Here is a 22766-nt window from a genome sequence, read left to right as displayed (position 1 = left end):
ACTCAAGATAAATTATTGTTTTAATCAATTTATGGCTTAATTAGACCATAACGTATCGCAAGGTGGGTGAGCTTTACATCACTATCAAGTCCTAATTTTTCAAAGATACGATAACGATAAGTATTGACTGTTTTTACACTGACAAAGAGTTTGTCAGAAATTTCTTGTGCACTGACACAATTTACCACCATCATGGCAACTTGCATTTCACGTTCTGACAGCGCGTCAAAAGGTGAGGTTTGTGTATCGGATAAATAAGAGCTTGCAAGTTGTTCGGCAATATCGGCACTAAAATACTTACCGCCTTGCATGACTTTTTTGATTGCGCGAACCATTTCAGTGATTGGCGCGCCCTTGGTAATGTAACCACGAGCTCCAGCTTTCAATAATAGCGATGGATAGGGTTCTTCAGCCAAACCACTCACAGCGAGTACTTTGGTATCAGGTGCGGTTTGTAACAAACGACGGGTAGTTTCTACACCACCAATTCCAGGCATGTTGACATCCAATAAAACCACATTGGGATGTTGTTGCCTTACAATCGTAATTGCTTCTTCACCAGATTCTGCTTGTCCAATGACTTGAATATCGGTCTGATCTTCTAACATTCTGCAGATGCCGGTTCTTACTAATTCATGGTCATCTACCACTAAAACAGTAATCACTTACACCTCCTTAAATTTCTCAATATCGACATTTTTGTTACATAAAGCAAAAAAGACTTGCAAAGACATAACAAAATTGGCAATCCTATTCCTAATATCCATTCAATATTTACGCATAATACGGCGTGATTGAAATATTTGTTTTAATATAGTCACGTTTGAGTGTAAATGTAAGTCATATTTGAGGTAATTAGCAAGTTTGTGAATACCTCCTTGAGGTGAGTAAGTTATCGTGAAAAAACCAAAAAAAACGTTAATGCATGTGCTGAGTTTGTCAGTACTACTCAGTTTGAGTTCTACCGGTTTTGCTGAAATCATTATGAACTCATCGGGGGGGAGCGGACAAGCAACTGTAAATTGGTCTTCTTCAGATGCCAGCCAGTTACTCAATGGTGACTCTCTGGATGATGATGGCGAGGATATTTCTCCAAAAGGCTCAACCACCTTAACCACAACAATTCGTGCGTCAAATGCTGCACCGACAACATTGACCAATAAGTCTGTACAGATTTATGACACCAATACCTATAACAGCCAACCATCGGTAAATGCACGTGCTGCGTTGGTGATGGATGCAAAAACAGGTGAAGTCCTGTTTAGTAAAAATACCAATATGGCGTTGCCTATCGCATCAATTACCAAGTTGATGACAGCAGTGATTACCGCAGATGCCCGTTTAAATATGTCTGAAGACATTACTTTGCAACAAATCGATTTTGCGGGTGCTGGTGGTAAGAATTCAAGTTCAACTTTAAAAGTTGGCGATACCATGAACCGTGCTGAAATGTTACTTGTGGCATTGATGAAATCTGAAAATCCAGCTGCAGCAGCTTTAGCGCGTACTTACCCAGGTGGTCGCCAAGCGTTTTTTGCTGCAATGAATTCAAAAGCACGTCAATTGGGAATGAATTCAACCCATTATGTTGAATCTACTGGTTTAGATCCACGTAATGTTTCTTCTGCTCGTGATTTGGGTATTTTAGTCAGTGCTGCTTCGCAATATGGCTTAATTCGTCAATTTTCAACAACAGCACATTATGACTTTAATTTAGGTTATCGCGTGTTGAAATCAAATAATACCAATGCCTTAGTACGTAATGGTGGCTGGAATATTAATATTTCTAAAACGGGTTATATCAATGAAGCAGGGCGTTGCGTGGTTATGCATACCACTGTAAATAGTCGTCCAGCTGTAGTGGTGTTATTAGGTGCAAGTTCGTCTCAGGCACGTACCAATGATGCAACCAATTTATTAAACTGGGTCAGTAATTTACCGAAACGTATCTAAGCGTTACCGCCTGTATTTAAATCGCCATATGACAAAAAGCTCTTCAATATGAAGGGCTTTTTTATGCTTAAATTAAGCATAAAAAATAGATTATGAGATGTGTAAATCTGGAATACTGGTGTTAGGGTAGCACTTTTTCAAATCGTGCTGACAAAGCAATTGATATATAGTGCAAGAGTGAATCAGATCTAAATTATGACTAATATGAAGAAGAAAAATGTTTAGATTGAGCAAAAAAAACCAGTTGCGCACAACTGGTTTTTTTAGATGTGAATGCGTTATTACATATTTGAAAGAATAGAGTCTTTCACTTGATTCATTGTTGCATCAATAGATAACATCACTGCATCTTTACATTGTTTAATTGCGGTATCAGGATCTTTTAGACCATTACCTGTCACAGTACACACAATCACAGAACCTTCAGCAATTTTACCTGCTTTGATATCACGAATTGCACCACCGATAGATGCTGCAGAAGCAGGTTCAACAAATACACCTTCATACATAGAAAGCAGACGTTGCGCTTCTAAAATTTCTGCATCAGTTAATTCATCAAACCAGCCATTTGAGTCACGAACCACTGCTTTAGCATGATTAAAGCTTTGAGGATTACCAATACGAATTGCTGTTGCAACTGTTTCTGGGTTTTCAACAGGACCACCACGTAAGAATGGCGCAGCACCAGAAGCTTGATAACCGACCATGATCGGACGACCTTCAGGGTTTGGACCGGTAAACTTATCTGTTTCAGGGTCATAAACCACTTGTTCAAATGCTTCAACAGGTTGATTAGCAACTGCTTCGGTATAACCCATCCAATGCGCAGTGATATTGCCCGCATTACCAACAGGTAAGCAGTGGTAGTCAGGCGCACGACCTAACGCTTCTACGATTTCATAAGCAATGGTCTTTTGACCTTGTAAGCGGTATGGGTTGATTGAGTTAACAATCGTTACCGGCGCTTGGTCTGCAACTTCTTTAACCAAACGCATGCCGTCATCGAAGTTCCCGCGAATTTGCATGGTGATCGCGCCGTACATCATCGCTTGTGCCATTTTACCCATGGCAATTTTGCCTTCTGGGATTAACACAAATGCTTTGATACCCGCACGAGCAGCATATGCAGCAGCAGCAGCAGAGGTATTGCCTGTAGATGCACAGATAATTGCCTTAGAGCCTTCTTCTACTGCTTTGGTCACTGCCATGGTCATACCACGGTCTTTAAACGAACCTGTCGGGTTTAAACCTTCATACTTCACATAAATTTCAACATTCTTACCAATAATACCGGGAATATTGTCTAATTTAATGAGAGGCGTATTACCTTCATTTAAAGAAATAGCACGTGTAGTTTTCGATACTGGTAAGCGGTCACGATAGCGATCAACAAGTCCTGTATAGCGATTGGCATTAGACATGATGGTGTTCCAATTGTGTGTAGAGCAAATAAGATATTCTTTTAACCTCTAAGCCTCTACTCGGAGAGGCTGCGCCATTCATTGAATGGCGCTTTGCAGGGTATTGCTGCAAATTTAGAGGAGTTTAAAACCCGATTAGTTATCGAGCAATTCTAAACGAATTCGTACGATTTCGCCATGGATAGCAGGTAAGGCTTGAATTTGTGCAATCGCTTCATTCATTTTCGATTCGACGATCGGATCAGTCAAAATCACGATAGGAATCAGATCTTTTAAGCGAGGTTGCTGCATGATGGCATCAATACTGATCCCTGTGCGACTTAAAATTGTTGTTACATCTGCGAGTACACCAGTTTGGTCTTCAGCATTTAAACGCAAATAATAACCTGTGGTCATCTCATCACTCGACAAGATATGCAAGTCGGAAAGAGCTTCAAAGGCAAGCTGAGGAATAGTACCTGAACCATCTTCTGTGTAAATGATATCACGGACAATATCAACCACATCTGCCACAACCGCAGAAGCAGTAGGGCCTGCACCTGCACCTGCACCATAATACAATGTAGGGCCAACTGCATTGGCTTGAACCAAAACTGCATTCTTCACGCCATTTACATTGGCAAGAAGCTCTTCTTCAGGAATCAGGGTTGGGTGTACGCGAAGTTCGATGCCTTTGCTAGAACGACGTGCAATACCCAAGTGTTTGATCTTATAGCCAAGCTCTTCAGCGTATTTCACATCTTGTGCAGTAATCTTGGTGATACCTTCGGTATAAACCTTATCGAACTGTAAAGGAATACCAAAGGCACATGACGCAAGAATAGTCAGCTTATGCGCAGCATCAATGCCTTCAACATCAAATGTTGGGTCTGCTTCGGCATAACCAAGTTCTTGAGCTTCTTTAAGTACGTCCGCAAAGGCACGACCTTTTTCACTCATTTCAGTCAGAATGAAATTACCTGTACCATTGATGATACCGGCCAGCCATTCAATTTTATTGGCTGCTAAGCCTTCACGAATGACCTTGATAATTGGAATACCACCGGCAACCGCTGCTTCAAAGGCAACTTGTACGTGGTGATCATCAGCCGCTTTAAATAGCTCATTTCCATGTTCTGCCAGTAAGGCTTTGTTTGCCGTTACCACTTGCTTGCCATGTTTAATGGCTTCCATCATGACTTCATAAGCAGGGTGGATACCGCCCATGACTTCAACGACAACATCAACATCAGGCTGGCGGACGATATCTAGCAGATCAGCGCTCTGTTTAATGCTTGCTGGTAAATTTAGATCTGGACGTGGACGACGCGTGCCTACGTGGGTAATTTCAATTTCTCGACCGGTGCGACGTCTAATTTCAGCAGCGTTTTCTTGTAGTAGTTTAAGGGCACCACCGCCTACGGTTCCAAGACCGAGTATTGCCAGACGAACTGGTTTCACGTCACACTCCAATTATGTATATAAATTATATTAAGCTTAGATCATAGCTAAAAAATGCGCCAGACTCTAGAGCCTGACGCATCTTTATATTGAGCTATAAATAATAGTAAATTTACTGATAAAAATTATTTATTTAAACGGCTTTCAATTTCGTCAGCAGTCATATAACCGCCCAGATATTCACCCTCTGCATTGTAGATCGCAGGGGTACCATTTACACCCATTTTTAGACCTAAAGCATACAGGTCACGAACTGGATTTTTACAACTTGCAGGTGGAAGCGCAGTACCAGCAATGGCTTGATTAAATGCAGCACTACGGTCTGCACTACACCAGATACTTTCCATCGTCGGTATAAATTGTTCACCACGTGGCCATGCGATATAACGTATTTCAATACCTTTAGCCGTGATTTCACTGATATGTTCATGAAGTTTATGGCAATAAGGACAGCTTGCATCAGTAAATACATAGATTACATGTTTAACCTTACCTTGCGCAGGGTAAACCAACAGATCCTTAATATTTAACTCAGCAAGATATTTCTTGTTTTCTGCAGCTTGTATTTTGTCACCAATGCTACTGAGTTTATCACCACCTAAACGGATCACATCGCCTTGGATCAGGAATTTACCATCAGATGTTGCATAGACTGAGCTCATGCCTTCCATACTGATCCAATAAAGATTGGGCATTTCAGTCGGTTTGGCATCTAAAATTTTGGCTTGAACGCCAGCCTTTTTGAAATTGGCTTGTAATGTTTGAATTAGACGTTGTTTTGCATCACGCTCAGTTAAATTCGATGCTTCACCTGTTGCAGGTGCTGTCGCAGTTAAAGTGTCATCTTTTTTTGAGTCTGGATTCTTTGAACAAGCACTCACTGCCATCGTGCTTGCAATAAGACAAGCCAACATCAATTTTGAACGATTCAATTGCATAAATAACTCTTTATGTTTCTTCAGCATGATTTGAGGGAATTAGCATAACAAAATTTTTAATAGTGTACTTTAAAACTTGATTAAGGGATGTAAATTGCCGATATACACGTCATGCTCAGCCATCAAGCACGTGGATGATATTTTTCATGCAGCTGTTGCATACGGATTTGTGCGACATGGGTATAAATTTGTGTGGTCGATAAATCACTATGCCCCAAAAGCATTTGCACCACCCGTAAGTCAGCACCATGATTTAAAAGATGCGTTGCAAAAGCATGGCGTAAGGTATGTGGTGATAGCTCTGCTTGAATCCCAGCTTGTAAGGCATAACGTTTGATGGCATACCAAAAGTTTTGACGACTCATGATGCCGCCATGTTGGGTTAGAAATAGATAATCGGTAGCGGATTTATACAGTTGTGGGCGAGATTCAGTTAAATATTTTTCCACCCATTCACATGCCATGCCCCCCAAAGGCACCAAACGTTCTTTATTACCTTTACCTGTGATTCTTAAATAGCCTTGTTTTAAATTGATCAAATCTAATCTTAAATTGAGAAGCTCAGAAACACGTAAACCACAAGCATAGAGTACTTCAAACATGGCGCGATCACGCAAACCTAATGCTGTTGTGACATCAGGTGCCTGAATTAGTGCTTCAACGTCCTGCTCCGATAAATCTTTAGGCAATGCTCGTCCGAGTTTTGGGGTTTTATGGGGCGCGACAGGATTATCTAAACGAATCTTTTGTTCACGCAAAAACTTAAAAAATGAACGTAAAGCAGAAAGTGAGCGAGCAATTGACCGAGGGCTTTTGCCTTGTTTGGTGAGTTGAATAAGCACATCGGAGATGTCTTCATGTGTCCAATTCGGAAGGTAAGAATTTACACATTCACTACATTGAATTAAGTCAGATAAATAGGCATTTCTTGTATGCGGACTGACCGTTTGTGCAATTAAATAGTCACGGAATCCCTGTAAAAAGTCTAGATTTTCAGGAATAGCAACAGCGGCAGGAATACGTGGTTTCTTATTTAGCATGGTCTTAGGTGGTGTTTAAAACTTATTTGTTGATGGAATGTAGACTAAAAGAAAACATAAGTCGAATATCGTGTTTGAATGAGAATTGTAATCAAACCTTACTTGGTAATTATTCTCATTTGTATGTATAATAGTCTGTCTATCGTGTAAATTTTAGGGTTAATTGCTGTGCGTTTGTCAGACTTGAAAGTAAAGCAAACTGCCATTATCGCAAAGGTCAATCGTACCTCACAAGATAATGTCAATCAGCCAGATTTAGTGGCGAGTCGTTTAGAAACTCTAGGTTTTGTGCCTGGCACACGTGTACAAGTGATCACAAAAGGTGTTTTTGGTGGTGATCCTATTCTCATTCAAATTGGTTTTACTCGATTTGCGTTGCGCAAGATCGAAGCCGAGAAAATTGAAATACATCAGGCATTAGAAGGAGCTTCCGCATGAGCGAAACTTTACGTATTGCTTTAGTGGGAAATCCTAACTGCGGTAAAACTTCACTTTTCAACCATTTAACCGGTACACGTCAAAAAGTTGCCAACTATGCTGGGGTGACTGTTGAACGTAAAGTGGGTACATTTAATTTACCTTCTGGTCGTGCGGTGCGTGTTCTAGATTTGCCTGGAACATATAGCCTCGATGCAGCCAGTCCTGATGAAGCCATTACCCGTGATGTCGTTTTAGGGAAAATTGCCGGTGAACAAGATCAACAGGCATTTTTATGTGTGGTGGATGCAACCAACTTAAAATTACATTTGGGACTTGTCCTTGAAGTCATTGAACAAGGCAAACCGATTCTGCTTGTATTAAACATGATGGATGAAGCGCGTCGTCGTGGTATGCAGATCAATACCCAAAAATTATCACAGCGTTTAGGTATTCCTGTGGTGGAAACGGTTGCTGTGCGTAATGCAGGGATTGAAAACTTGATGGGTGCTTTGGAAAATGAAAAATTCCATACACCAAGTGTAGAACTGAGTGATGTTAAGCTTTCAGGTTCCAATCATGAAAAAATTGACCAAATCTTAAAAGATGTGGTGATTTTTTTAGATCATGAAGACAAACGTACTGATTTTCTCGATAAGATTTTTTTACACCCCGTTTTAGGGCTTCTTAGCCTTGCGCTGATGATGTTTATTGTTTTCCAAGCAGTATTCGCTTGGGCAGCGCCATTTATGGATGGTATTGAAGAATTTTTTGGCTGGTTTGGTGGCTGGATTGGGCAGTTTATTACCCAGCCACTACTTCACAGCTTGGTGGTCGATGGGATTATTGCAGGTGCAGGTAGTGTAGTGGTGTTTTTGCCACAGATTCTAATTCTGTTCTTCTTTATTTTGGTTTTAGAAGAGTCAGGCTATCTACCGCGTGCGGCGTTTCTACTCGATAAATTGATGTTTAAAGCAGGCTTAAGTGGTCGGGCGTTTATCCCCCTGTTATCCAGTTTTGCCTGTGCTGTACCTGGGATCATGGCGACTCGAAGTATCAGTGATCCACGCGATCGTTTGGTGACAATATTGGTTGCGCCGTTGATGACATGTTCAGCGCGTTTGCCAGTTTATGCTTTACTGATTGCTGCATTTATTCCAGCGAAAATGGTTTGGGGTTTCCTTAATCTACAAGGTTTAGTGCTCTTCGGTTTATACATGGCGGGAATTGTGAGCGCGCTCATTGTTGCGACCGTGCTGAAATTTTTCCAGAAAGATAAATCACAACATGCTTTATTGATGGAATTACCAAGCTATCGTATCCCAGATATAAAAAGTGTATGGATTGGTTTGTTAGACCGTGCCAAGATCTTCTTAAAGCGCGTCGGTGGCATTATCTTCGCTTTATCGATTTTATTATGGTTCTTATGTACATTCCCTCAACCGCCAGAGGGTGCAACTTTACCAGATATTGACTACTCTTTTGCCGGGATGCTGGGGCATGTGATGCACCCAATCTTTGAACCGCTTGGATTTAATTGGCAAATCTGTATTGCTTTAATTCCAGCGATGGCAGCACGTGAAGTTGTGGTTGCAGCATTGGGTACGGTTTATGCGTTATCCGCAGCGGATGATGATGCCGTTGCTCAAGGTTTATCACATCTGATCAGTCAGGGTGATTTAAGCTGGTCAGTTGCAACAGGTTTATCGTTGTTGGTGTGGTTTATCTATGCACCGCATTGTTTAGCGACATTGGCTACGGTAAAACGTGAAACAGGTTCTTGGAAAACTGTTGCTGGTATGACGGTCTATTTATTTGGTTTGGCTTATTTAATGGCTTTCCTCACTTATCAAATTGCGTCAGGTTATTTTGGTCTATAAACCAGAATCTTGAAGCAAAGGAGCTAGAGATGATTGAATTATTGATTATTGCGGTATTGGTGATTTGGAGTGCAATTTTTGTATTTAAGAAAGTCTTCCCAAAGTCAGCGTATTCGGTGTTTTCTAAGCTGGCTCAATTTTGTCAGTCGCAAGGTTGGACTCGTTTAGCCAAATGGATTCAACCTGCGATGGTGAGTGGATGCGGTGGCGGTTGTGGTTGCAGTAGCGCTGAAACGGACAATCCTAAAAAGGTTGAAGTCCAAGCCGTAAAATGGAAATGATTGGCCTCTAAATTATTACTCTAAAAAGAAAAAAGCCATTCTAGAACATAGAGTGGCTTTTTATTTGTATATGGGAATAGTCCATAAAAGATAATTTATCTTGTTAGTAGATAGACGTACGTTGAATGATCCAATGGTGCAGAAATCAATTTAATCAGTATGAGCTTCTGTAGGTTGATACAAAGCACCAACTAGACTTTAGCTATGGGTTTCCTCCTCGCCATCATCTTCAAAAGTTCGTGCAATTTTTTCGATATTTAAGCTTTTAGCCATTGCATCAAAAATTTCCTTATAAGCACCATCTTGATGATAAAGATCATGATGTTCACCATGCTCAACGATTTGTCCTTCTTTCATCACATAGGTGTAATCGGCATCAATAATTTGCGAAAGGCTGTGCGAGATCATAATTACAGTTCGGCCTTGTTTAATCTCATCTAAACTTTGTTTGATTTGCTCTGAAGCGATGGCATCTAAACTCGCTGTGGGCTCATCTAAAAAGATAATCGGCGGGTTTTTAAGGAACATTCGAGCAAGTGCGATTCGCTGTTGTTGCCCGCCAGACAATAGCAAGGCATCTGCTTCATAGGCATGCGGTAATTTTAAAATCTGCTCATGAATCGAGGCTTTTTTTGCAGCTGCGATGACTTCTTCATTGCTTGCATGGGGCTTACCATAACGAATATTTTCTAAAATTGAGCCTTGGAAAATATGGTTTTTTTGCAATACTAAGCCAATATGTTCTCTTAAATAGTGTGTATCGAGTTGCTCTAAATCAATCCCATCGAGTTTGATACAGCCTGAATTCGGGGCATAAAATTTATCCAGTAGGCTGATTAAGGTTGATTTTCCCGCACCTGATAAGCCCACTAAGGCTGTGATTTTATTGGGTTGAATAGTCATGTTAATCCGATGTAAGGCTTGATGACCATTCGGGTAGATAAAATCAACATTTTCCAATTCAAATTTGCCATGAATTTGAGGTTTCATTAAACCACTGGCTTCGATTTCATGATCTGCTTCTAAGATACTAAAGAAGCTTTCTGAATAGATCATTGCTGAGTTAATTTCATCATAAATACGATGCAAAGAGCGGATTGGTGCAGACACGTTATTGAACAACAATACATGGTACATGATCATCCCTATACTCATTTGTCCATCTAAAACAAAGTAAGCAGTTAAAATAATGATCAGGACTACACCAACTTGTTCGATAAAGGTTTTTAAACCATCAAAGATATAGCTGGTTTGTCGAGTTTGCATCTGATTTTCAGTCAGTGACTTTTGTAAGTTCAGTTGCTTGGTGGATTCAACAGCCTCTTTATTAAAAGATTTAATCACTGTAATTGAGTTAATAATACTCAAAATACCTTGATTCTTCTTTTCCATGTTATCGCGCAAGGCTCGACGTTTGCCAGAAAGCTTTTGTGATTGTTTAAAGGTCAGCCAAAAGTAAATTGGTACAATGATTGTTGCGACCACACCCACCCAAAAATTGGCATAATACATTAGGGCTAAAGCGATAATTGCACTGGTAAATAACGGTAAAATATCAATAAAAAAGATTTGAACCAGCCGAGTGAGCGAGCTAACTCCACGGTCGATACGGGTTTGTAATTTTCCTGCTTGGTTATTTTTCTGATCGAAAAAGGCCAATCGATAGGTAATAAACTTTTCGATAATACCTTGAGATAGGTCCTGTGAAATTAAAATTCTGAGTTTTTCACCAAATGATTTTTGCCCAAACTGAACAATTGCATTGATGACTTCTTTGGCCAATAAAACCACAGTAATGGTAATGATAATGTGCCATCCATCCGCTAGGCCTTGTCCTGCTTGGATCAGTTGGTTAATGCTGTCTACAGCATATTTAAGTGTAAGAGCATTGACCTGAGCGGTGAGTGAGCCAATCAACGTTAACACTAAGGTGATGATGACGAGCCAGCGGTAGGGGCGTACAAAGGGGCGTAATTTTTGAAATAATTGCCATAAATTCATAGGTTTTTTGCTTTTTATCAGCTTGGTTTTAGTCTAAAGCTGAATAAACGTTGCTACAAGTGATTGCTATGTTTTGAATTGTGAAAGATTTTAATAATGTCTTACACTAGTCCAAATCTTCACGATCAAAATCCTATTTAAATTCTTCAACTTGCTGAGTTAATTTGAATATTTACCCATGATATGACCTACTATTCTTCATATTAAAGTTGTTTAATTTTGATCAAAAATGACTTGTTTCATGTTAAATATTGATTCATTGTTGGATGCACCAGCCGCTCATTTTAGACAATGAATTTAGATTTATTTGAACCCGAAGCACAAGATAATTTACTGCCTTATGATGGGGTAGTAAAAGACTTTGGCTTAATTTTGGATCATGAACAAAGTCAAAAATATTTAAACTATTTTCTACAGCATTTGGCTTGGCAACATGATGAAGTTTATTTGCATGGTCAATATTATAAAACTGAGCGCAAAGTGGTGTGGTATGGCGATGATGATTACCAATATCATTATTCAGGTATGGCAAAACAAGCCCATATCTGGAATCCCGCTTTATATCGACTCAAACAGCATATCGAGCAACTCACAGGGCAAACTTATAATTCCTGTTTGGCAAATTTATATGAAAATGGCTCACAAGGCGTGGGTTGGCATAGTGATGATGAGCCATCATTGGAAGCGCCCAACCACAATGTGGTGATTGCTTCATTGAGTCTAGGTGCTACTCGAAAATTCAGTTTTAAGCACAAGTGGAAAGCTAAAAAAGTAGATTTACTTTTACACAGTGGTCAATTGATTGTGATGCAAGGACAGACCCAACGTTATTGGAAACATACCCTCGCCAAATCTACACGAATTTTAGCGCCTCGTGTAAATTTGACCTTTCGTTACTTTTATCCAAGTGGATAAAGCTTGTCATCAAATTGTTCAAGTTTAGGAAAGTCTAATGCAGGTAAATTTTCTAAGTTATGTAAATATTGCTGATAATCAAGCAGGATTTGTTGACGTGCTTCATTAGAAATATAAGGGACATGGTAAGCGGTAAATGGTGGCAGCACTTCAAAGCCTGCATAAGCTAAAGTTCCACGTTGAATCGGCAGTAATAAATCTTCAATTGAACCATGAATCGTATGATCACCAAACATATGTTCACGGCCACCCAAGGTAAAGCTTAACAAGGCTTTTTTCCCTACCATGCCGCCGTGGTTATAAAAACGTTTACCACCATAGAAAATACCCGAAACGAATACGCGATCAATCCAGCCTTTTAAGATGGCAGGTACAGATGTCCAATACATGGGAAAACTTAAAATCACTAAATCTGCTTTTTGTACTTTTTCAATTTCAATCTGAATGTCTGCGGCAATCTGCTTATTTTTATAAGCATGGCGTTGTTCCAAAGCATAATTCATATATTCAGGATGGCTCAGTTCAGAGAAATCCTCTCGTGATGCGATTGGATTAAAATTCATGGCATACAAGTCTGAAACTTCAACTTGATGTCCTAATTTTTCCAAGACCTCAACAGCATGATCTTTCATCGCGGTTGTAAATGAAAGGGGTTCGGGGTGTGCATGGACGATGAGAATATTCATAACATTCCTTAATTAAAATTATGCATCATTGTTATTGGCTGGTTTAGATTATTCCTCAATGAAAATGATTCGCCAATTACTCTAATTATTTTTTTAATGGCTTAAAAGTAAACTCAATGGATAAAAAAATTGCACATAAAAAAGCCTATGTTTAAACACATAGGCTTCCTTACTCTGAGGAGGAATTGTCTTCGCAAAAACAATGTCCAAAAAATCATGGATTACTGAAGAACATAATCATATTATGAGAATATAAAAACATTATCAAGAGATAAAAACATTACAAAATGTTAAATTATCAAGATGATTGCGCTTATGGGTGAAATTCAGATAATTGGTCATTGGCAGAGAGTGCTTGATAGCGTTTTTCAATCTGTGCAGCAGACTCTTGCAAGGTTTCAATTAGTTTTGGGGTGTTGACGTATTCAAAACGATTTTTTGAAGCAAGTACGGTCAATGCTAAAGGCGCTTCTTTACTTGAAAACTTCACTGGGATCGATAAGCCAGAAACATTTGGATCAAGTTCGCCTTGTGAAAAATAATAACCTTGTTTTTTTATTTTTTTCATTTTATTAACAAAGGTTTCTTCATTTTCAGCAAAACCAACTTCAGTTAATTGTGTTGCAAAGCGAAGGTAATATTCATGAATTTTCTGTTTAGATAAATGCGCCATGATCACTTTAGGTGAAGAGCCCATAAATACGGGACGAGGGCAACCACGACCATAAGAAAGTAAAGTTTCATCACGATACACCTCATGATGAACATCAATACAATAGTCATCATTTAAATGTGTCAGTAAACAGCAAAGCTCTGTACGTTCTGAAATTTCTTGCATAAATGGTTTGCTGATTTGAACCAATGGATCGGTGGTTCTAGAAATATAGTCCATCACAGCAATTTTAGGACCAAGGGTGTAATCGCCTGAAGTTCCATTTAAGCGTTGCAAAATATCAGCCGAAACTAATTCTTTTAAATAGCGATAGCTGGTCGGTTTAGATAAACCAAGCTCTTCACAAATCACATCGACATTAATTACTGGGCGAGACACCGAAAATAAATCCAATACGGTGAGAATTTTGCCAAAACTGGAAAGTGCCATTGATGACCTACTCAATTAGTGAGAATCAAAAAAAATAATAATGAATGTTACTTTATAACAAATTGTTCAAGAAAAAACAGTGGAATTTGCATTGTAAATGCAAATGATTCTACATTTTTAACTTTAGTGGTTATTTTGAGAAAAAGCACTACATTTGAACATTAAAGTAAATTATATTTAGTTGTATTATCAAAATGAGATATTTTTATTGATTATTTGTGTTTTTTTTGAGATTATTGCTGATATGAATATCCAATGGTGAATTTATACTTTTCTAGAAGTGTAAATTTTTATCATAAATTGAGTCCTTCTCTACTCAATCGTTGTATTTGAGCAAATGTCTAAATTTGTTCTTCTATTCACATCTTTTTTAAAACCACACTGTTTATTTGATGTGGGACTGCTGACAATTCGTCTATGTTTGCGGCAACGCAAGCCATTTATGAAATGCCAAAAGACCCTAAGCAGTGCGGTTTTTTGGTCTATAAGAAAAGAAAATGTGATGTGTACAACAAACCCTTATAAAAGTGGTGAATATCAGCTTCCTAGATCTTAGAGCGCTAGAGATGACAGAGAAAATCAATGAAATTGAATTTATAGTGAGTTGCTTGCATGTTACTGATCAAACCCTTATTGGCTTTTAGACCCAATAAACTCGATTGGATTTTTGCGAGCAAAACTTTCATTGCAGGAATGCTGGCACTCTATATCGCATTTGAGCTCAACCTGAGCTACCCGATTTGGGCGATTGGTACAGTCTTTGTGATTGCCAATCCTTATTCGGGCATGATGGCATCAAAAAGTATCTATCGAATTTTAGGAACCTTGATCGGAGCAATTTTTGCTATTGCAGTGATGCCTCATTTGGTTAATACCCCTTGGTTATTTACCTTTGTATTGGCAACTTGGGTGGGGATCTGTCTATATCTATCTTTAATCGACCGATCACCACGCAGTTATGTGGTGATGTTAGCGGGTTATACCGCGGTGATTATTTGTTTTAACTCAATTTATTATATCGAGACAGTTTCGATTTTCGACATGGCTGTGGGTCGATTCTTAGAAATCTCGTTGGGTGTTGTGTGTAGTGCTGTGGTCTCTGCCACTATATTTCCTATGCATATTGGGCCTGTGGTCGAACTCCGTGTCACTAAAACCATGCAAGACACCAAACAGGCTTTTGACTCAATTTTGTCTGATCCGGCACATACAGATAATTATACTCAGCTATTGACCAATATCACGCGTGATACAACAGATATTCATAGTATGGCTGTGCATTTAAGTTATGAAACTTCAAAATTTAAGGGCATGACCAAACCACTCCAAGAGTTGCTACATCAAGTGACGATGTTAGTGGCTAACTTGGTCGCAATGTCAGAACGGATCAAGCAACTGGATCAAATTGATTTAACTTATCGTCCGTATCTGCTTGAGTTTCATCAAAAGATTGATGATTTTTTAGAAGGTGAAAATGCCATTCTTGAAGATGAGCTTAAGCACTTACCTGAACATTTTGACCAAGAATTTCAAACCATCACTGAACATGCAACTGCTAAACAGCAGGTGATTTTGGGCAGTCTAAAAATGGATATTCGCCATTTTATTCAAAATGTTCGTGCAGTGAAGTTTATTTGGCAATGCATGCAGCAAGGTAATCATAGCTTACCTGAATCCATTGTACCTTTAACCACAACCTATCCCAGTTTACATCGTGATTATGGCGTTGCGGTACGTGGCGGGATATCGGCATTTTTAACCACCAACATTGCCTGTGCATTTTGGATCTTAAGTGGCTGGAAAATGGGCTTTATGGTGGCAGAAATGGCCGCAATTACAGCATGTATTTTGACCTTTTTAGATGATCCTGTACCTGCGCTAAAAATATTTATCCGCTCCAGTATTTATGCCGCTATTTTGGTTTTTATTTATGCGTATGGGATTTTCCCGCATATCACCGCATTTTGGGAGTTAGCCGTTGTATTAGCCCCCTTTATTATGTTCTGTGTGATGTTGTATTTACATCCGCCTTTGCATGCACTGGGTTTACCGCTGATTATGAGTACGATTATGGGGTTAAATCTGCAAAACCGTTATTTGATGGATCAGATCACCTTTTTTGATGCTTCGATTGCAACCGTGATTGGGCCGATTATCACGGTTTGTATTATGCAAATGGTACGTTCAATGTCCCCTGAAATGACAGTAAAACGGATGTTGGCTTTACACTATAAAGCCATGCGGGAAAGTATTGCGATGTCTTATGGAACGGGCTTTAGAATTCATTTACGCAGTATGCTTGATCGTATTGGCGTGTTAAATACCAAATTGATTCAGTCAGAACAGCTCAAAATCGAAATTAACAATGCTTTGATTGAGTCGAGTGCCGCAATTGATTTAACCCGTTTGCAGGAGTTGGCTCAAAAATTGTCGCCTGAATCTACGACGACCAGTGCAATTGTTAAATTACAAGGCCTACTTAACCAGTGGTTAAGCGAAAAAGCAGTAACTCAGCCTGATGATAACTTACGACAAGCATTGATTCAGCAATTTGATCAAGTCTTACAAGATGCGCAAGCTGTAGGTGATCAAGATATTCGACAGCGTATAGAAATTTCTGTGAATAATATTCGCAATAGTATTTGTCATATTCATCTGGTTGATGCGCAACCTTCAACTGTTCTAGTGGGAGCATAAATATGGGTGAGCTCAACATTTATGGTGTTTATGTCCCAATTTTTTTAATTCAAGCAATTCTGGCATTCATCATCTGGAAAGTGGTGTGTATTGGCACAGATCGCTTGGTTGAAAAAGAATGGATTGCATTGCCTGGGATTTTTAACATCTGTATCTATTTGATTTTATTGTGGTCGATTCATTGGGTATTTATTCAGGTGACGACTTAGCCGCTGCAATAGAGCTGATTTACTTTTAAGTTTAATGATTGGAAAATTGAAATGAATACGTTTGACATACGTAAGGCAATCCGGCCGATATCATTGGGTATCGTGGTGATTATTGCGATATTTTGTGCGCTGCATATCTGGAATTACTACAATGCAGAACCTTGGACACGTGATGGGCGTGTCCGTGGCGATGTTATTCAAGTGTCTTCTGATATTGCTGGCTTAGTCACAGAGGTGATGGTTCAAGATAACCAAACAGTGAAAAAAGGGCAGGTGCTTTTTAAAATTGATTTAGCACGCCAAACTTTAGACGTGGAACAAGCAAAATCAGATCTTGCAAAAGCCCAGTCAGGACTGGCTGAAGCAGAAGCGGGGCTTGCTGAGGCAAAAGCCAATATTGTCAAGTCAAAAGCCAATATCAATCTTGCAGATAAAAATGCACGTCGCTATGCGGACCTGATGAATGGTGCGATCTCTAAACAAGAACAAGATCAAATGTTTGCTACACGAGATCAATCTCATGCAGAACATCAGCAATTGCAAGCTGCGGTACAACAAGCAGAAGCCAATATCAAACAACAAAAAGCTTTGATTGAAGCAGCAACCAGTAGTGTGCATTTGGCGCAATTGAATATGCAACGTTCAGAAGTGATTGCACCAGCAGATGGAACATTATCAAATTTTGATTTGCGTGCAGGGAATTATGTCAAAGTTGGGCAAGCTGTTGCCGCTTTACTTGATCGTAAACAGCTCTATGTTGTGGGATATTTTGAAGAAACCAAACTCAATAAAATACATCTAGGTGATCCTGCAACAGTACAACTCATGGGCGATTCTTTGAAATATAAAGGCCATGTTCAAGGGATTGCGTCTGGGATTGAGGATCGTGAACGGACCACTTCGTCAGGCTTATTGGCCAATGTAAATCCAACATTCAGCTGGGTACGTTTGGCTCAACGGGTACCTGTGAAAATTATTTTAGATGAAGTGCCCCATGATTCATTGGCCTTTGTTGCAGGGCGTACCGTGACAGTACATATTTTGGAAAAAGCAAAAAAATAACCAGTATCCATCATTAAACTTTGATCTTAAAGCCCATTGAAAAATGGGTTTTTTTTATAGATTTAAGTCTGCCATAGCGGGCATATTAATTTCTTTAACACAGCTGGCTTGACTGGTGGATAAGATAAACTTGATGGCAAGAATAACATCCTGTAAGGGAATTAACTCATGGCCACTCTGTTGTAAAACATCTTCTATAGATGTATTTAGATCAAACTCAGTGGCCAAGTAGCCTAAATTTAATATACTCACCCCAATCTGGTCTTTGCGTAAACTTTCTCGGAGCGAATGGACAATGCCTCTGAGGGCGAATTTGCTGGCTGAAAACACCACTTCTTTGCCGTTATGATTATCTAGTCCCCAGGTTGAACCAATCAAGATAATTTTTGCATTTGGAGACAGTCTAAGATTCTCAATCAAGGATTGAATTGCCAAAATACAGGACTGAATATTGGTATGAATTAAATTTGATATTTCAATGTCAGTGCATTGTTCAAAATCATAATCTGCTTGGAAGGCTTTTGTTTCCCAGATCCCGACATTGTAAATCAGATAATCTATAGGCTGGTTTTGAATTTGATTTTTAACTAAATCCCGAGCATGTTCAGGTTTTGATAAATCAGCAGAGATCCATTTGAAATGAGGATGGTCACACTGTGGTTGAGAACGTGAAATACCAAAAACCAGATCTTGTGTTTGAGGTACTGCGTGTAAAATAGCTTGTCCCAAGCCTTTGCTTACACCGTAGATGACATAAGTTTTTGACATTTTTAATGCTCAGCTTAAGGGGTAATTCCTTCAGGGTTTCGATACCAACTTTCAATAAATAAAGCAGCTGCAATACTATCCGCTGCTAATTTCTTTGCTCGACCTTGCGCGTGGTAATGATCGAGTTCATCTCGTGCTTCACGTGTGGTTAAGCGCTCATCGACCATTAGAGTTTCAATATTGGTTTGATGACGTAAACGTCGTGCAAATTTGCGTGCGCGTGTGGATAATTCTGATTCGGAATCATCCATATTTAATGGTAAACCGACCAGAAATAAATTCGGTTGATGCTGTTTGATGATCTTAAGCAATTCATCCCAATTGGGGATACCATCTTTCATTGGGAAAAGTGCAAGCGGTGTTGCACTTTCAATGATGGAGGAGCCTACAGCCATTCCCGTTTTTTGTGTACCAAAATCAAATGCAATAATCAGTTGTGGGGAATTTAAATCAGGCATGTCCAATCTCAGAAGATAACCAAGTACGATCAATCCCTATTTTACGATAAGCAGCATCCCAACGGTCGGTATAAGGCAAATTAAACACCAAATCCATATCTGAATCACAAATCAACCAATCGCCACGGGTAATTTCATCTTCAAGTTGATTTTTGCTCCAGCTGGCGTAGCCCAATGCAATTTGATAACGACCAACACCTTCATTGTGTGCAATCGCATCTAAAATATCTTTGCTGGTGGTAATACACAGATTTTCACCCACGGCAATCGAAGAGTGCCAGGTTGGTTGTCCTGTATGAATCACAAAACCCGCTTCTGGGCGTAATGGACCACCTTGTAAGACTTCATGCGGATGCACATTATCAGCTTCAATTTCTAAGTCATTCAAAAGTTCTTTGACTTGAATACCTGAAGGTCGATTGATAATAATACCTTGCGCACCATCTTCATCATGACGGGCAAGATAGATTACCGTATTGGCAAAGAAATCATCAGCAAGATCAGGTGGTGCAATCAAGCAGCGATGAGAAAGATATTGTTTTGGCACCGATATGCAACTCCTTTTCAATCCGCTTAAATAATTTTAATTGTTCAAATAAAATCTATATCTATATAAATAGCACAATTAATATCAATAGGTTGTGAATATTTTAAAAGCCTGCAAAAACAGCCCAAGTTTTTCACCAATATGTTTAAAATATAAACAAAATGGTGTCCAAATAAAAATGCGCATCTCTATAAAAGCGATGACAATAGGGTGAGTGAATAGATAAAAGCGCTAATATTCCAAAATAGGAATAAAAAACCAGTCGCGTGCTGACTGGTTTTTTATATGGGGATTCTTTTTTATACACTAGATTGAGGTATTAAGACGGCTGAAATTTCAGCTGTCTTAATTGTTTTGCATGTTGCAAGGTGGTTTCACCAATTTCAATACCGCCTGTCATACGAGCCAATTCTAAAATAAGTTGCTCTTCTTCTAGTGCAACGATGGTACTACTTGCAGGATCTGTTTGTAGCTTTTTCACCAATAGGTGTTGATCGGACTGGGCCGCAACCTGAGCTTGGTGGGTAATACATAAAATTTGAACGTGTTGCCCCAAGCCTGCCAATAAACGTCCGACAATTTCAGCCGTACCACCACTGATTCCGACATCAATCTCATCAAACACTAAAACTTCTGCTTCAGTTTTTTCGGCATTCATCACTTGCATGACCAATGCAATACGTGACAGCTCACCACCAGAAGCAACACGTGCCAGCGGTTGAGGTGGAATCCCTTTATTGGCAGTAAAGAGCAACTGAATAAAACTTAAACCTTCCGCAGAAACCTGTTCCAACGGTTCAAATTTAAATTCAAAATGTGCTTCTGGTAGCGCCAGTTGTTTGACTTGCTCAGTCAGTTGTTTGGCTAAAGGTTCAGCGGCATCACGACGAATCTGATCTAAATGTTGTGCTTTCTCGATAAACAGTAGATGAGATTGCTCAACTTGCTCAGCGAGGGTCTCAGGATCTTCAAGCTGATGCAGTTGTTCTAACTCATTTTGCCATGTTTCATATTGCTGTTTGAGTTCATCGGGTTGAATACGGTATTTACGCGCCAAGCGATGAAAGACTTCGAGTTGTGTATTTAACTCATCCATACGTTCAGGATCAAAACTTTGACGGTCTATAAACTGACGTAAATTTGCTGTTGCATCATCAATTTCACTTTGTGCATTGATCAATGAATTGTATATTTCAGACAAGAGTTCACTTCGTCCAGCATGCGATTCTAAACGTCGAATAATCGAAGAAATTTCTTGGGTAATATTTTGTTCAGATTCATCAAGAACATTTAAGCTATAGCCACAGTCTTGCATGATGTGTTCATGGTGACTTAAACGATCAAATTCTTGTTCGATTTCTTTATAATCAATACGAATGACATCTTCGAGTTCTTCAAGTTGTAATTTTAAAGTGTCAATACGTTGCAGGCGATTGGCTTGTGCATCAATCGCCGCCTGATGTGTACGAATATTTTTTTGCCAAGTGCTATATGCATCCCGCACATCTTGGGCAGGCTGATAAAAATTACTATAACGATCTAACCAATGCTTTGGGTAGGGCGGTTCAAGCAGTTGTTGTTGGCTATGTTGACTGTATAGTTGTACCAAGAGGCGTCCAAGTTCTTTTAATTCAGCGAGGCTACTGGGACGACCATTGATCCATGCTTTGCTGCGACCTGTTGCAAAGATCACCCGTCTTAAATGAATTTCACCAGATTCATCGTCTAATTCATGAGTGTTGAGCCAATTGGCTTCTGGACTCTGTACTTGATAGCTAAAAACCGCCGTAATATCGGCTTTTTCAGCACCATAACGCACATAATTGGTATCGGTACGCTCACCTAAACAGGCTGACAACGCATCTAATAATAATGATTTACCCGCACCGGTTTCACCTGTAAGCACGTTGAACCCTTGCTCGATATCAATAGCAAGGTTATCAGCTAAAGCAAAATTGATCAGATTTAAGTGTGTCAGCATAAACGCATCCAAGCTGCGAACGGTGAAGTTCTAAGATAGTGAAGTTTTGTTGTGGTCACAAGTCAGAACGCATTCTAATACGAAGTAATTTTAAGCATTCTAAATAATTTTAATATGAAAATGTAATTTCCTTTGCTTAAGTTGCCAGTAAAAACATCAAAATAGATAAATCCTGTTGAATTAGATAAAAAATGAAGCAAATATCTAGATTTTTTATGACTGATTTTATGCAACAGACATTTGAATCTATTGATCTGCATCTTTTATCAGCCAATATTGAAACAAGACATTTCTTCAGTCTAAGTAGGGAATAAATTGAGCATCCACAGGATTGGTATTCTTGGTGACGTGTATTGTGGTTTTGGGTCTTTATTGTTAGAGAAGCTTAAGCTTTGATCTAAGCGGACTGATAAAGCAGAGCAAAAATAGAAATAGCTTAACCTTAAAAACATAGATTGATTAGTTTGCGGAGCAACATTAAACTACATCGAACATAATTTTTATAAATGCGCATTATCTGGAGAATACGCATGTCAGCTCAGTATGATCATGTATCAGTAGTTAAAAAATCTAATGTATATTTTGGCGGTTTATGTATTAGCCACACTGTGCAGTTTGAAGACGGAACCAAAAAGACTTTAGGGGTCATTCTTCCAACAGAAGAAGCTTTAACATTTGAAACACATGTGCCTGAACGCATGGAAATTATTTCTGGTGAATGTCGCGTTAAAATCGCAGACAGTGAAGAAAGTGAGTTGTTCCGCGCAGGTCAGTCATTCTATGTGCCTGGTAATAGTCGTTTTAAAATTGAAACGGATGACGTTTTAGACTACGTTTGCCATTTAGAAGGCTAATTAAAAAAGCTTTGCTTAAAACAGACCTATGCTGTTGTTTTTAAATTAGGCAAAGAATTTTTAAGCTAAATCGGTTAAACTAAAGCATCAAATAAAATCCTGTAAAGTTGGCTTTG

General features: G+C 39.2%; 21 protein-coding genes. 9 read left to right on the top strand and 12 right to left on the bottom strand.

The window, feature by feature from the left end; translation table 11 throughout:
• Window positions 1–29 precede the first annotated feature (29 nt).
• On the bottom strand, window positions 30–665 hold the full coding sequence (locus tag CQZ96_RS12200) for a response regulator (protein WP_004718392.1): 636 nt from the start codon (window positions 663–665) through the stop codon (window positions 30–32).
• A 232-nt stretch (window positions 666–897) separates the two neighbouring features.
• On the opposite strand from CQZ96_RS12200, the gene pbpG reads away from it, so the two are divergent.
• Window positions 898–1953: a D-alanyl-D-alanine endopeptidase PBP7/8 gene (pbpG, locus tag CQZ96_RS12195; RefSeq protein WP_004718389.1), complete on the top strand. Its 1056-nt coding sequence runs from the start codon at window positions 898–900 to the stop codon at window positions 1951–1953.
• A 281-nt stretch (window positions 1954–2234) separates the two neighbouring features.
• On the opposite strand, the gene thrC is transcribed toward pbpG, so the two are convergent.
• From thrC to xerD, 4 genes are all read right to left on the bottom strand, one after another.
• Window positions 2235–3374 carry a threonine synthase gene (gene thrC / locus CQZ96_RS12190; protein WP_105714625.1) on the bottom strand — a complete coding sequence of 380 codons (1140 nt, stop codon included), beginning with the start codon at window positions 3372–3374 and terminating at the stop codon, window positions 2235–2237.
• Window positions 3375–3509: 135 nt separating this feature from the next.
• Window positions 3510–4814, bottom strand: coding sequence for a homoserine dehydrogenase (locus CQZ96_RS12185; RefSeq protein WP_004718385.1), 1305 nt, complete (start codon window positions 4812–4814; stop codon window positions 3510–3512).
• A 125-nt stretch (window positions 4815–4939) separates the two neighbouring features.
• Complete coding sequence (locus tag CQZ96_RS12180) at window positions 4940–5752, bottom strand: thioredoxin fold domain-containing protein (protein WP_056516582.1); 813 nt, start codon at window positions 5750–5752, stop codon at window positions 4940–4942.
• Between the two features lie 122 nt (window positions 5753–5874).
• Complete coding sequence (xerD, locus tag CQZ96_RS12175; RefSeq protein ID WP_105714626.1) at window positions 5875–6792, bottom strand: site-specific tyrosine recombinase XerD; 918 nt, start codon at window positions 6790–6792, stop codon at window positions 5875–5877.
• Between the two features lie 168 nt (window positions 6793–6960).
• On the opposite strand from xerD, the gene CQZ96_RS12170 reads away from it, so the two are divergent.
• Genes CQZ96_RS12170 through CQZ96_RS12160 form a run of 3 tightly spaced genes read left to right on the top strand, consistent with a single transcriptional unit; the run spans window position 6961 to window position 9370 of the window.
• Window positions 6961–7230 carry a FeoA family protein gene (locus CQZ96_RS12170; RefSeq protein ID WP_004718380.1) on the top strand — a complete coding sequence of 90 codons (270 nt, stop codon included), beginning with the start codon at window positions 6961–6963 and terminating at the stop codon, window positions 7228–7230.
• A complete protein-coding gene (feoB, locus tag CQZ96_RS12165; protein WP_105714627.1) occupies window positions 7227–9089 on the top strand; it encodes a ferrous iron transport protein B in 1863 nt (620 codons plus the stop codon). Before CQZ96_RS12170 ends, feoB begins: the two co-directional genes overlap by 4 nt.
• 29 nt (window positions 9090–9118) lie before the next feature.
• On the top strand, window positions 9119–9370 hold the full coding sequence (locus CQZ96_RS12160; RefSeq protein WP_105714628.1) for a DUF6587 family protein: 252 nt from the start codon (window positions 9119–9121) through the stop codon (window positions 9368–9370).
• Window positions 9371–9568: 198 nt separating this feature from the next.
• Here CQZ96_RS12160 and CQZ96_RS12155 read toward each other — a convergent pair whose 3' ends face one another.
• Window positions 9569–11371: an ABC transporter ATP-binding protein gene (locus CQZ96_RS12155; RefSeq protein ID WP_056516588.1), complete on the bottom strand. Its 1803-nt coding sequence runs from the start codon at window positions 11369–11371 to the stop codon at window positions 9569–9571.
• A gap of 291 nt (window positions 11372–11662) precedes the next feature.
• Between CQZ96_RS12155 and CQZ96_RS12150 the strand changes: the two genes are divergently transcribed.
• Window positions 11663–12286 carry an alpha-ketoglutarate-dependent dioxygenase AlkB family protein gene (locus CQZ96_RS12150; protein WP_004718376.1) on the top strand — a complete coding sequence of 208 codons (624 nt, stop codon included), beginning with the start codon at window positions 11663–11665 and terminating at the stop codon, window positions 12284–12286.
• On the opposite strand, the gene CQZ96_RS12145 is transcribed toward CQZ96_RS12150, so the two are convergent.
• Together CQZ96_RS12145 and CQZ96_RS12140 are read right to left on the bottom strand one after the other, a co-directional pair.
• On the bottom strand, window positions 12271–12972 hold the full coding sequence (locus CQZ96_RS12145; protein WP_105714629.1) for an NAD(P)H-dependent oxidoreductase: 702 nt from the start codon (window positions 12970–12972) through the stop codon (window positions 12271–12273). The two genes, CQZ96_RS12150 and CQZ96_RS12145, sit on opposite strands and share 16 nt — an antisense overlap.
• A gap of 313 nt (window positions 12973–13285) precedes the next feature.
• The gene (locus CQZ96_RS12140; protein ID WP_004818582.1) at window positions 13286–14074 is read right to left on the bottom strand and encodes an IclR family transcriptional regulator; all 789 of its coding nucleotides are present in this window, start codon (window positions 14072–14074) and stop codon (window positions 13286–13288) included.
• Between the two features lie 612 nt (window positions 14075–14686).
• On the opposite strand from CQZ96_RS12140, the gene CQZ96_RS12135 reads away from it, so the two are divergent.
• The 3 genes from CQZ96_RS12135 to CQZ96_RS12125 are packed head-to-tail and all read left to right on the top strand — an operon-like array spanning window position 14687 to window position 18042.
• Entirely contained in the window at window positions 14687–16771 is a 2085-nt protein-coding gene (locus tag CQZ96_RS12135) for an FUSC family protein (protein ID WP_105714630.1), read from the top strand.
• A gap of 2 nt (window positions 16772–16773) precedes the next feature.
• The gene (locus CQZ96_RS12130; RefSeq protein WP_004718368.1) at window positions 16774–16980 is read left to right on the top strand and encodes a DUF1656 domain-containing protein; all 207 of its coding nucleotides are present in this window, start codon (window positions 16774–16776) and stop codon (window positions 16978–16980) included.
• A 51-nt stretch (window positions 16981–17031) separates the two neighbouring features.
• Window positions 17032–18042 carry an HlyD family secretion protein gene (locus tag CQZ96_RS12125; RefSeq protein WP_034613594.1) on the top strand — a complete coding sequence of 337 codons (1011 nt, stop codon included), beginning with the start codon at window positions 17032–17034 and terminating at the stop codon, window positions 18040–18042.
• 54 nt (window positions 18043–18096) lie between these two features.
• Here the strand turns inward: CQZ96_RS12125 and CQZ96_RS12120 are convergent, their stop codons facing one another.
• The 4 genes from CQZ96_RS12120 to recN all read right to left on the bottom strand — a co-directional run bounded on the left by CQZ96_RS12120 (window position 18097) and on the right by recN (window position 21796).
• Window positions 18097–18810, bottom strand: a complete 714-nt coding sequence (locus tag CQZ96_RS12120) for an SDR family NAD(P)-dependent oxidoreductase (RefSeq protein WP_105714631.1) — start codon at window positions 18808–18810, stop codon at window positions 18097–18099.
• Window positions 18811–18824: 14 nt separating this feature from the next.
• Complete coding sequence (gene ruvX / locus CQZ96_RS12115; RefSeq protein WP_004818593.1) at window positions 18825–19268, bottom strand: Holliday junction resolvase RuvX; 444 nt, start codon at window positions 19266–19268, stop codon at window positions 18825–18827.
• Window positions 19261–19815 (bottom strand): YqgE/AlgH family protein, encoded by a 555-nt coding sequence (locus CQZ96_RS12110; protein WP_105714632.1) that lies wholly within the window; start codon window positions 19813–19815, stop codon window positions 19261–19263. The genes ruvX and CQZ96_RS12110 overlap by 8 nt, the downstream gene beginning before the upstream one ends.
• Window positions 19816–20134: 319 nt before the next feature.
• Window positions 20135–21796 (bottom strand): DNA repair protein RecN, encoded by a 1662-nt coding sequence (gene recN, locus CQZ96_RS12105; protein ID WP_105714633.1) that lies wholly within the window; start codon window positions 21794–21796, stop codon window positions 20135–20137.
• A 530-nt stretch (window positions 21797–22326) separates the two neighbouring features.
• Here recN and CQZ96_RS12100 point away from each other — a divergent pair.
• On the top strand, window positions 22327–22650 hold the full coding sequence (locus CQZ96_RS12100) for a pyrimidine/purine nucleoside phosphorylase (protein WP_004718357.1): 324 nt from the start codon (window positions 22327–22329) through the stop codon (window positions 22648–22650).
• Window positions 22651–22766: the final 116 nt, after the last annotated feature.

It is taken from the genome of Acinetobacter sp. MYb10, assembly GCF_002980175.2.
Taxonomy (GTDB): domain Bacteria; phylum Pseudomonadota; class Gammaproteobacteria; order Pseudomonadales; family Moraxellaceae; genus Acinetobacter; species Acinetobacter guillouiae.
Note: the sequence above shows the minus strand (reverse complement) of the source record. Positions and strands in the feature narration are given on the sequence as shown.

What these genes read in the sequence shown, in the direction of transcription:
- feoB (WP_105714627.1), top strand. Translation starts at nt 7,227, where the DNA reads ATGAGCGAAACTTTACGTATTGCTTTAGTGGGAAATCCTAACTGCGGT.
- recN (WP_105714633.1), bottom strand. Translation starts at nt 21,796, where the DNA reads ATGCTGACACACTTAAATCTGATCAATTTTGCTTTAGCTGATAACCTT.
- CQZ96_RS12135 (WP_105714630.1), top strand. Translation starts at nt 14,687, where the DNA reads ATGTTACTGATCAAACCCTTATTGGCTTTTAGACCCAATAAACTCGAT.
- CQZ96_RS12120 (WP_105714631.1), bottom strand. Translation starts at nt 18,810, where the DNA reads ATGTCAAAAACTTATGTCATCTACGGTGTAAGCAAAGGCTTGGGACAA.
- ruvX (WP_004818593.1), bottom strand. Translation starts at nt 19,268, where the DNA reads ATGCCTGATTTAAATTCCCCACAACTGATTATTGCATTTGATTTTGGT.
- CQZ96_RS12100 (WP_004718357.1), top strand. Translation starts at nt 22,327, where the DNA reads ATGTCAGCTCAGTATGATCATGTATCAGTAGTTAAAAAATCTAATGTA.
- thrC (WP_105714625.1), bottom strand. Translation starts at nt 3,374, where the DNA reads ATGTCTAATGCCAATCGCTATACAGGACTTGTTGATCGCTATCGTGAC.
- CQZ96_RS12180 (WP_056516582.1), bottom strand. Translation starts at nt 5,752, where the DNA reads ATGCAATTGAATCGTTCAAAATTGATGTTGGCTTGTCTTATTGCAAGC.
- CQZ96_RS12150 (WP_004718376.1), top strand. Translation starts at nt 11,663, where the DNA reads ATGAATTTAGATTTATTTGAACCCGAAGCACAAGATAATTTACTGCCT.
- CQZ96_RS12130 (WP_004718368.1), top strand. Translation starts at nt 16,774, where the DNA reads ATGGGTGAGCTCAACATTTATGGTGTTTATGTCCCAATTTTTTTAATT.
- xerD (WP_105714626.1), bottom strand. Translation starts at nt 6,792, where the DNA reads ATGCTAAATAAGAAACCACGTATTCCTGCCGCTGTTGCTATTCCTGAA.
- CQZ96_RS12160 (WP_105714628.1), top strand. Translation starts at nt 9,119, where the DNA reads ATGATTGAATTATTGATTATTGCGGTATTGGTGATTTGGAGTGCAATT.
- CQZ96_RS12140 (WP_004818582.1), bottom strand. Translation starts at nt 14,074, where the DNA reads ATGGCACTTTCCAGTTTTGGCAAAATTCTCACCGTATTGGATTTATTT.
- CQZ96_RS12155 (WP_056516588.1), bottom strand. Translation starts at nt 11,371, where the DNA reads ATGAATTTATGGCAATTATTTCAAAAATTACGCCCCTTTGTACGCCCC.
- CQZ96_RS12145 (WP_105714629.1), bottom strand. Translation starts at nt 12,972, where the DNA reads ATGAATATTCTCATCGTCCATGCACACCCCGAACCCCTTTCATTTACA.
- CQZ96_RS12125 (WP_034613594.1), top strand. Translation starts at nt 17,032, where the DNA reads ATGAATACGTTTGACATACGTAAGGCAATCCGGCCGATATCATTGGGT.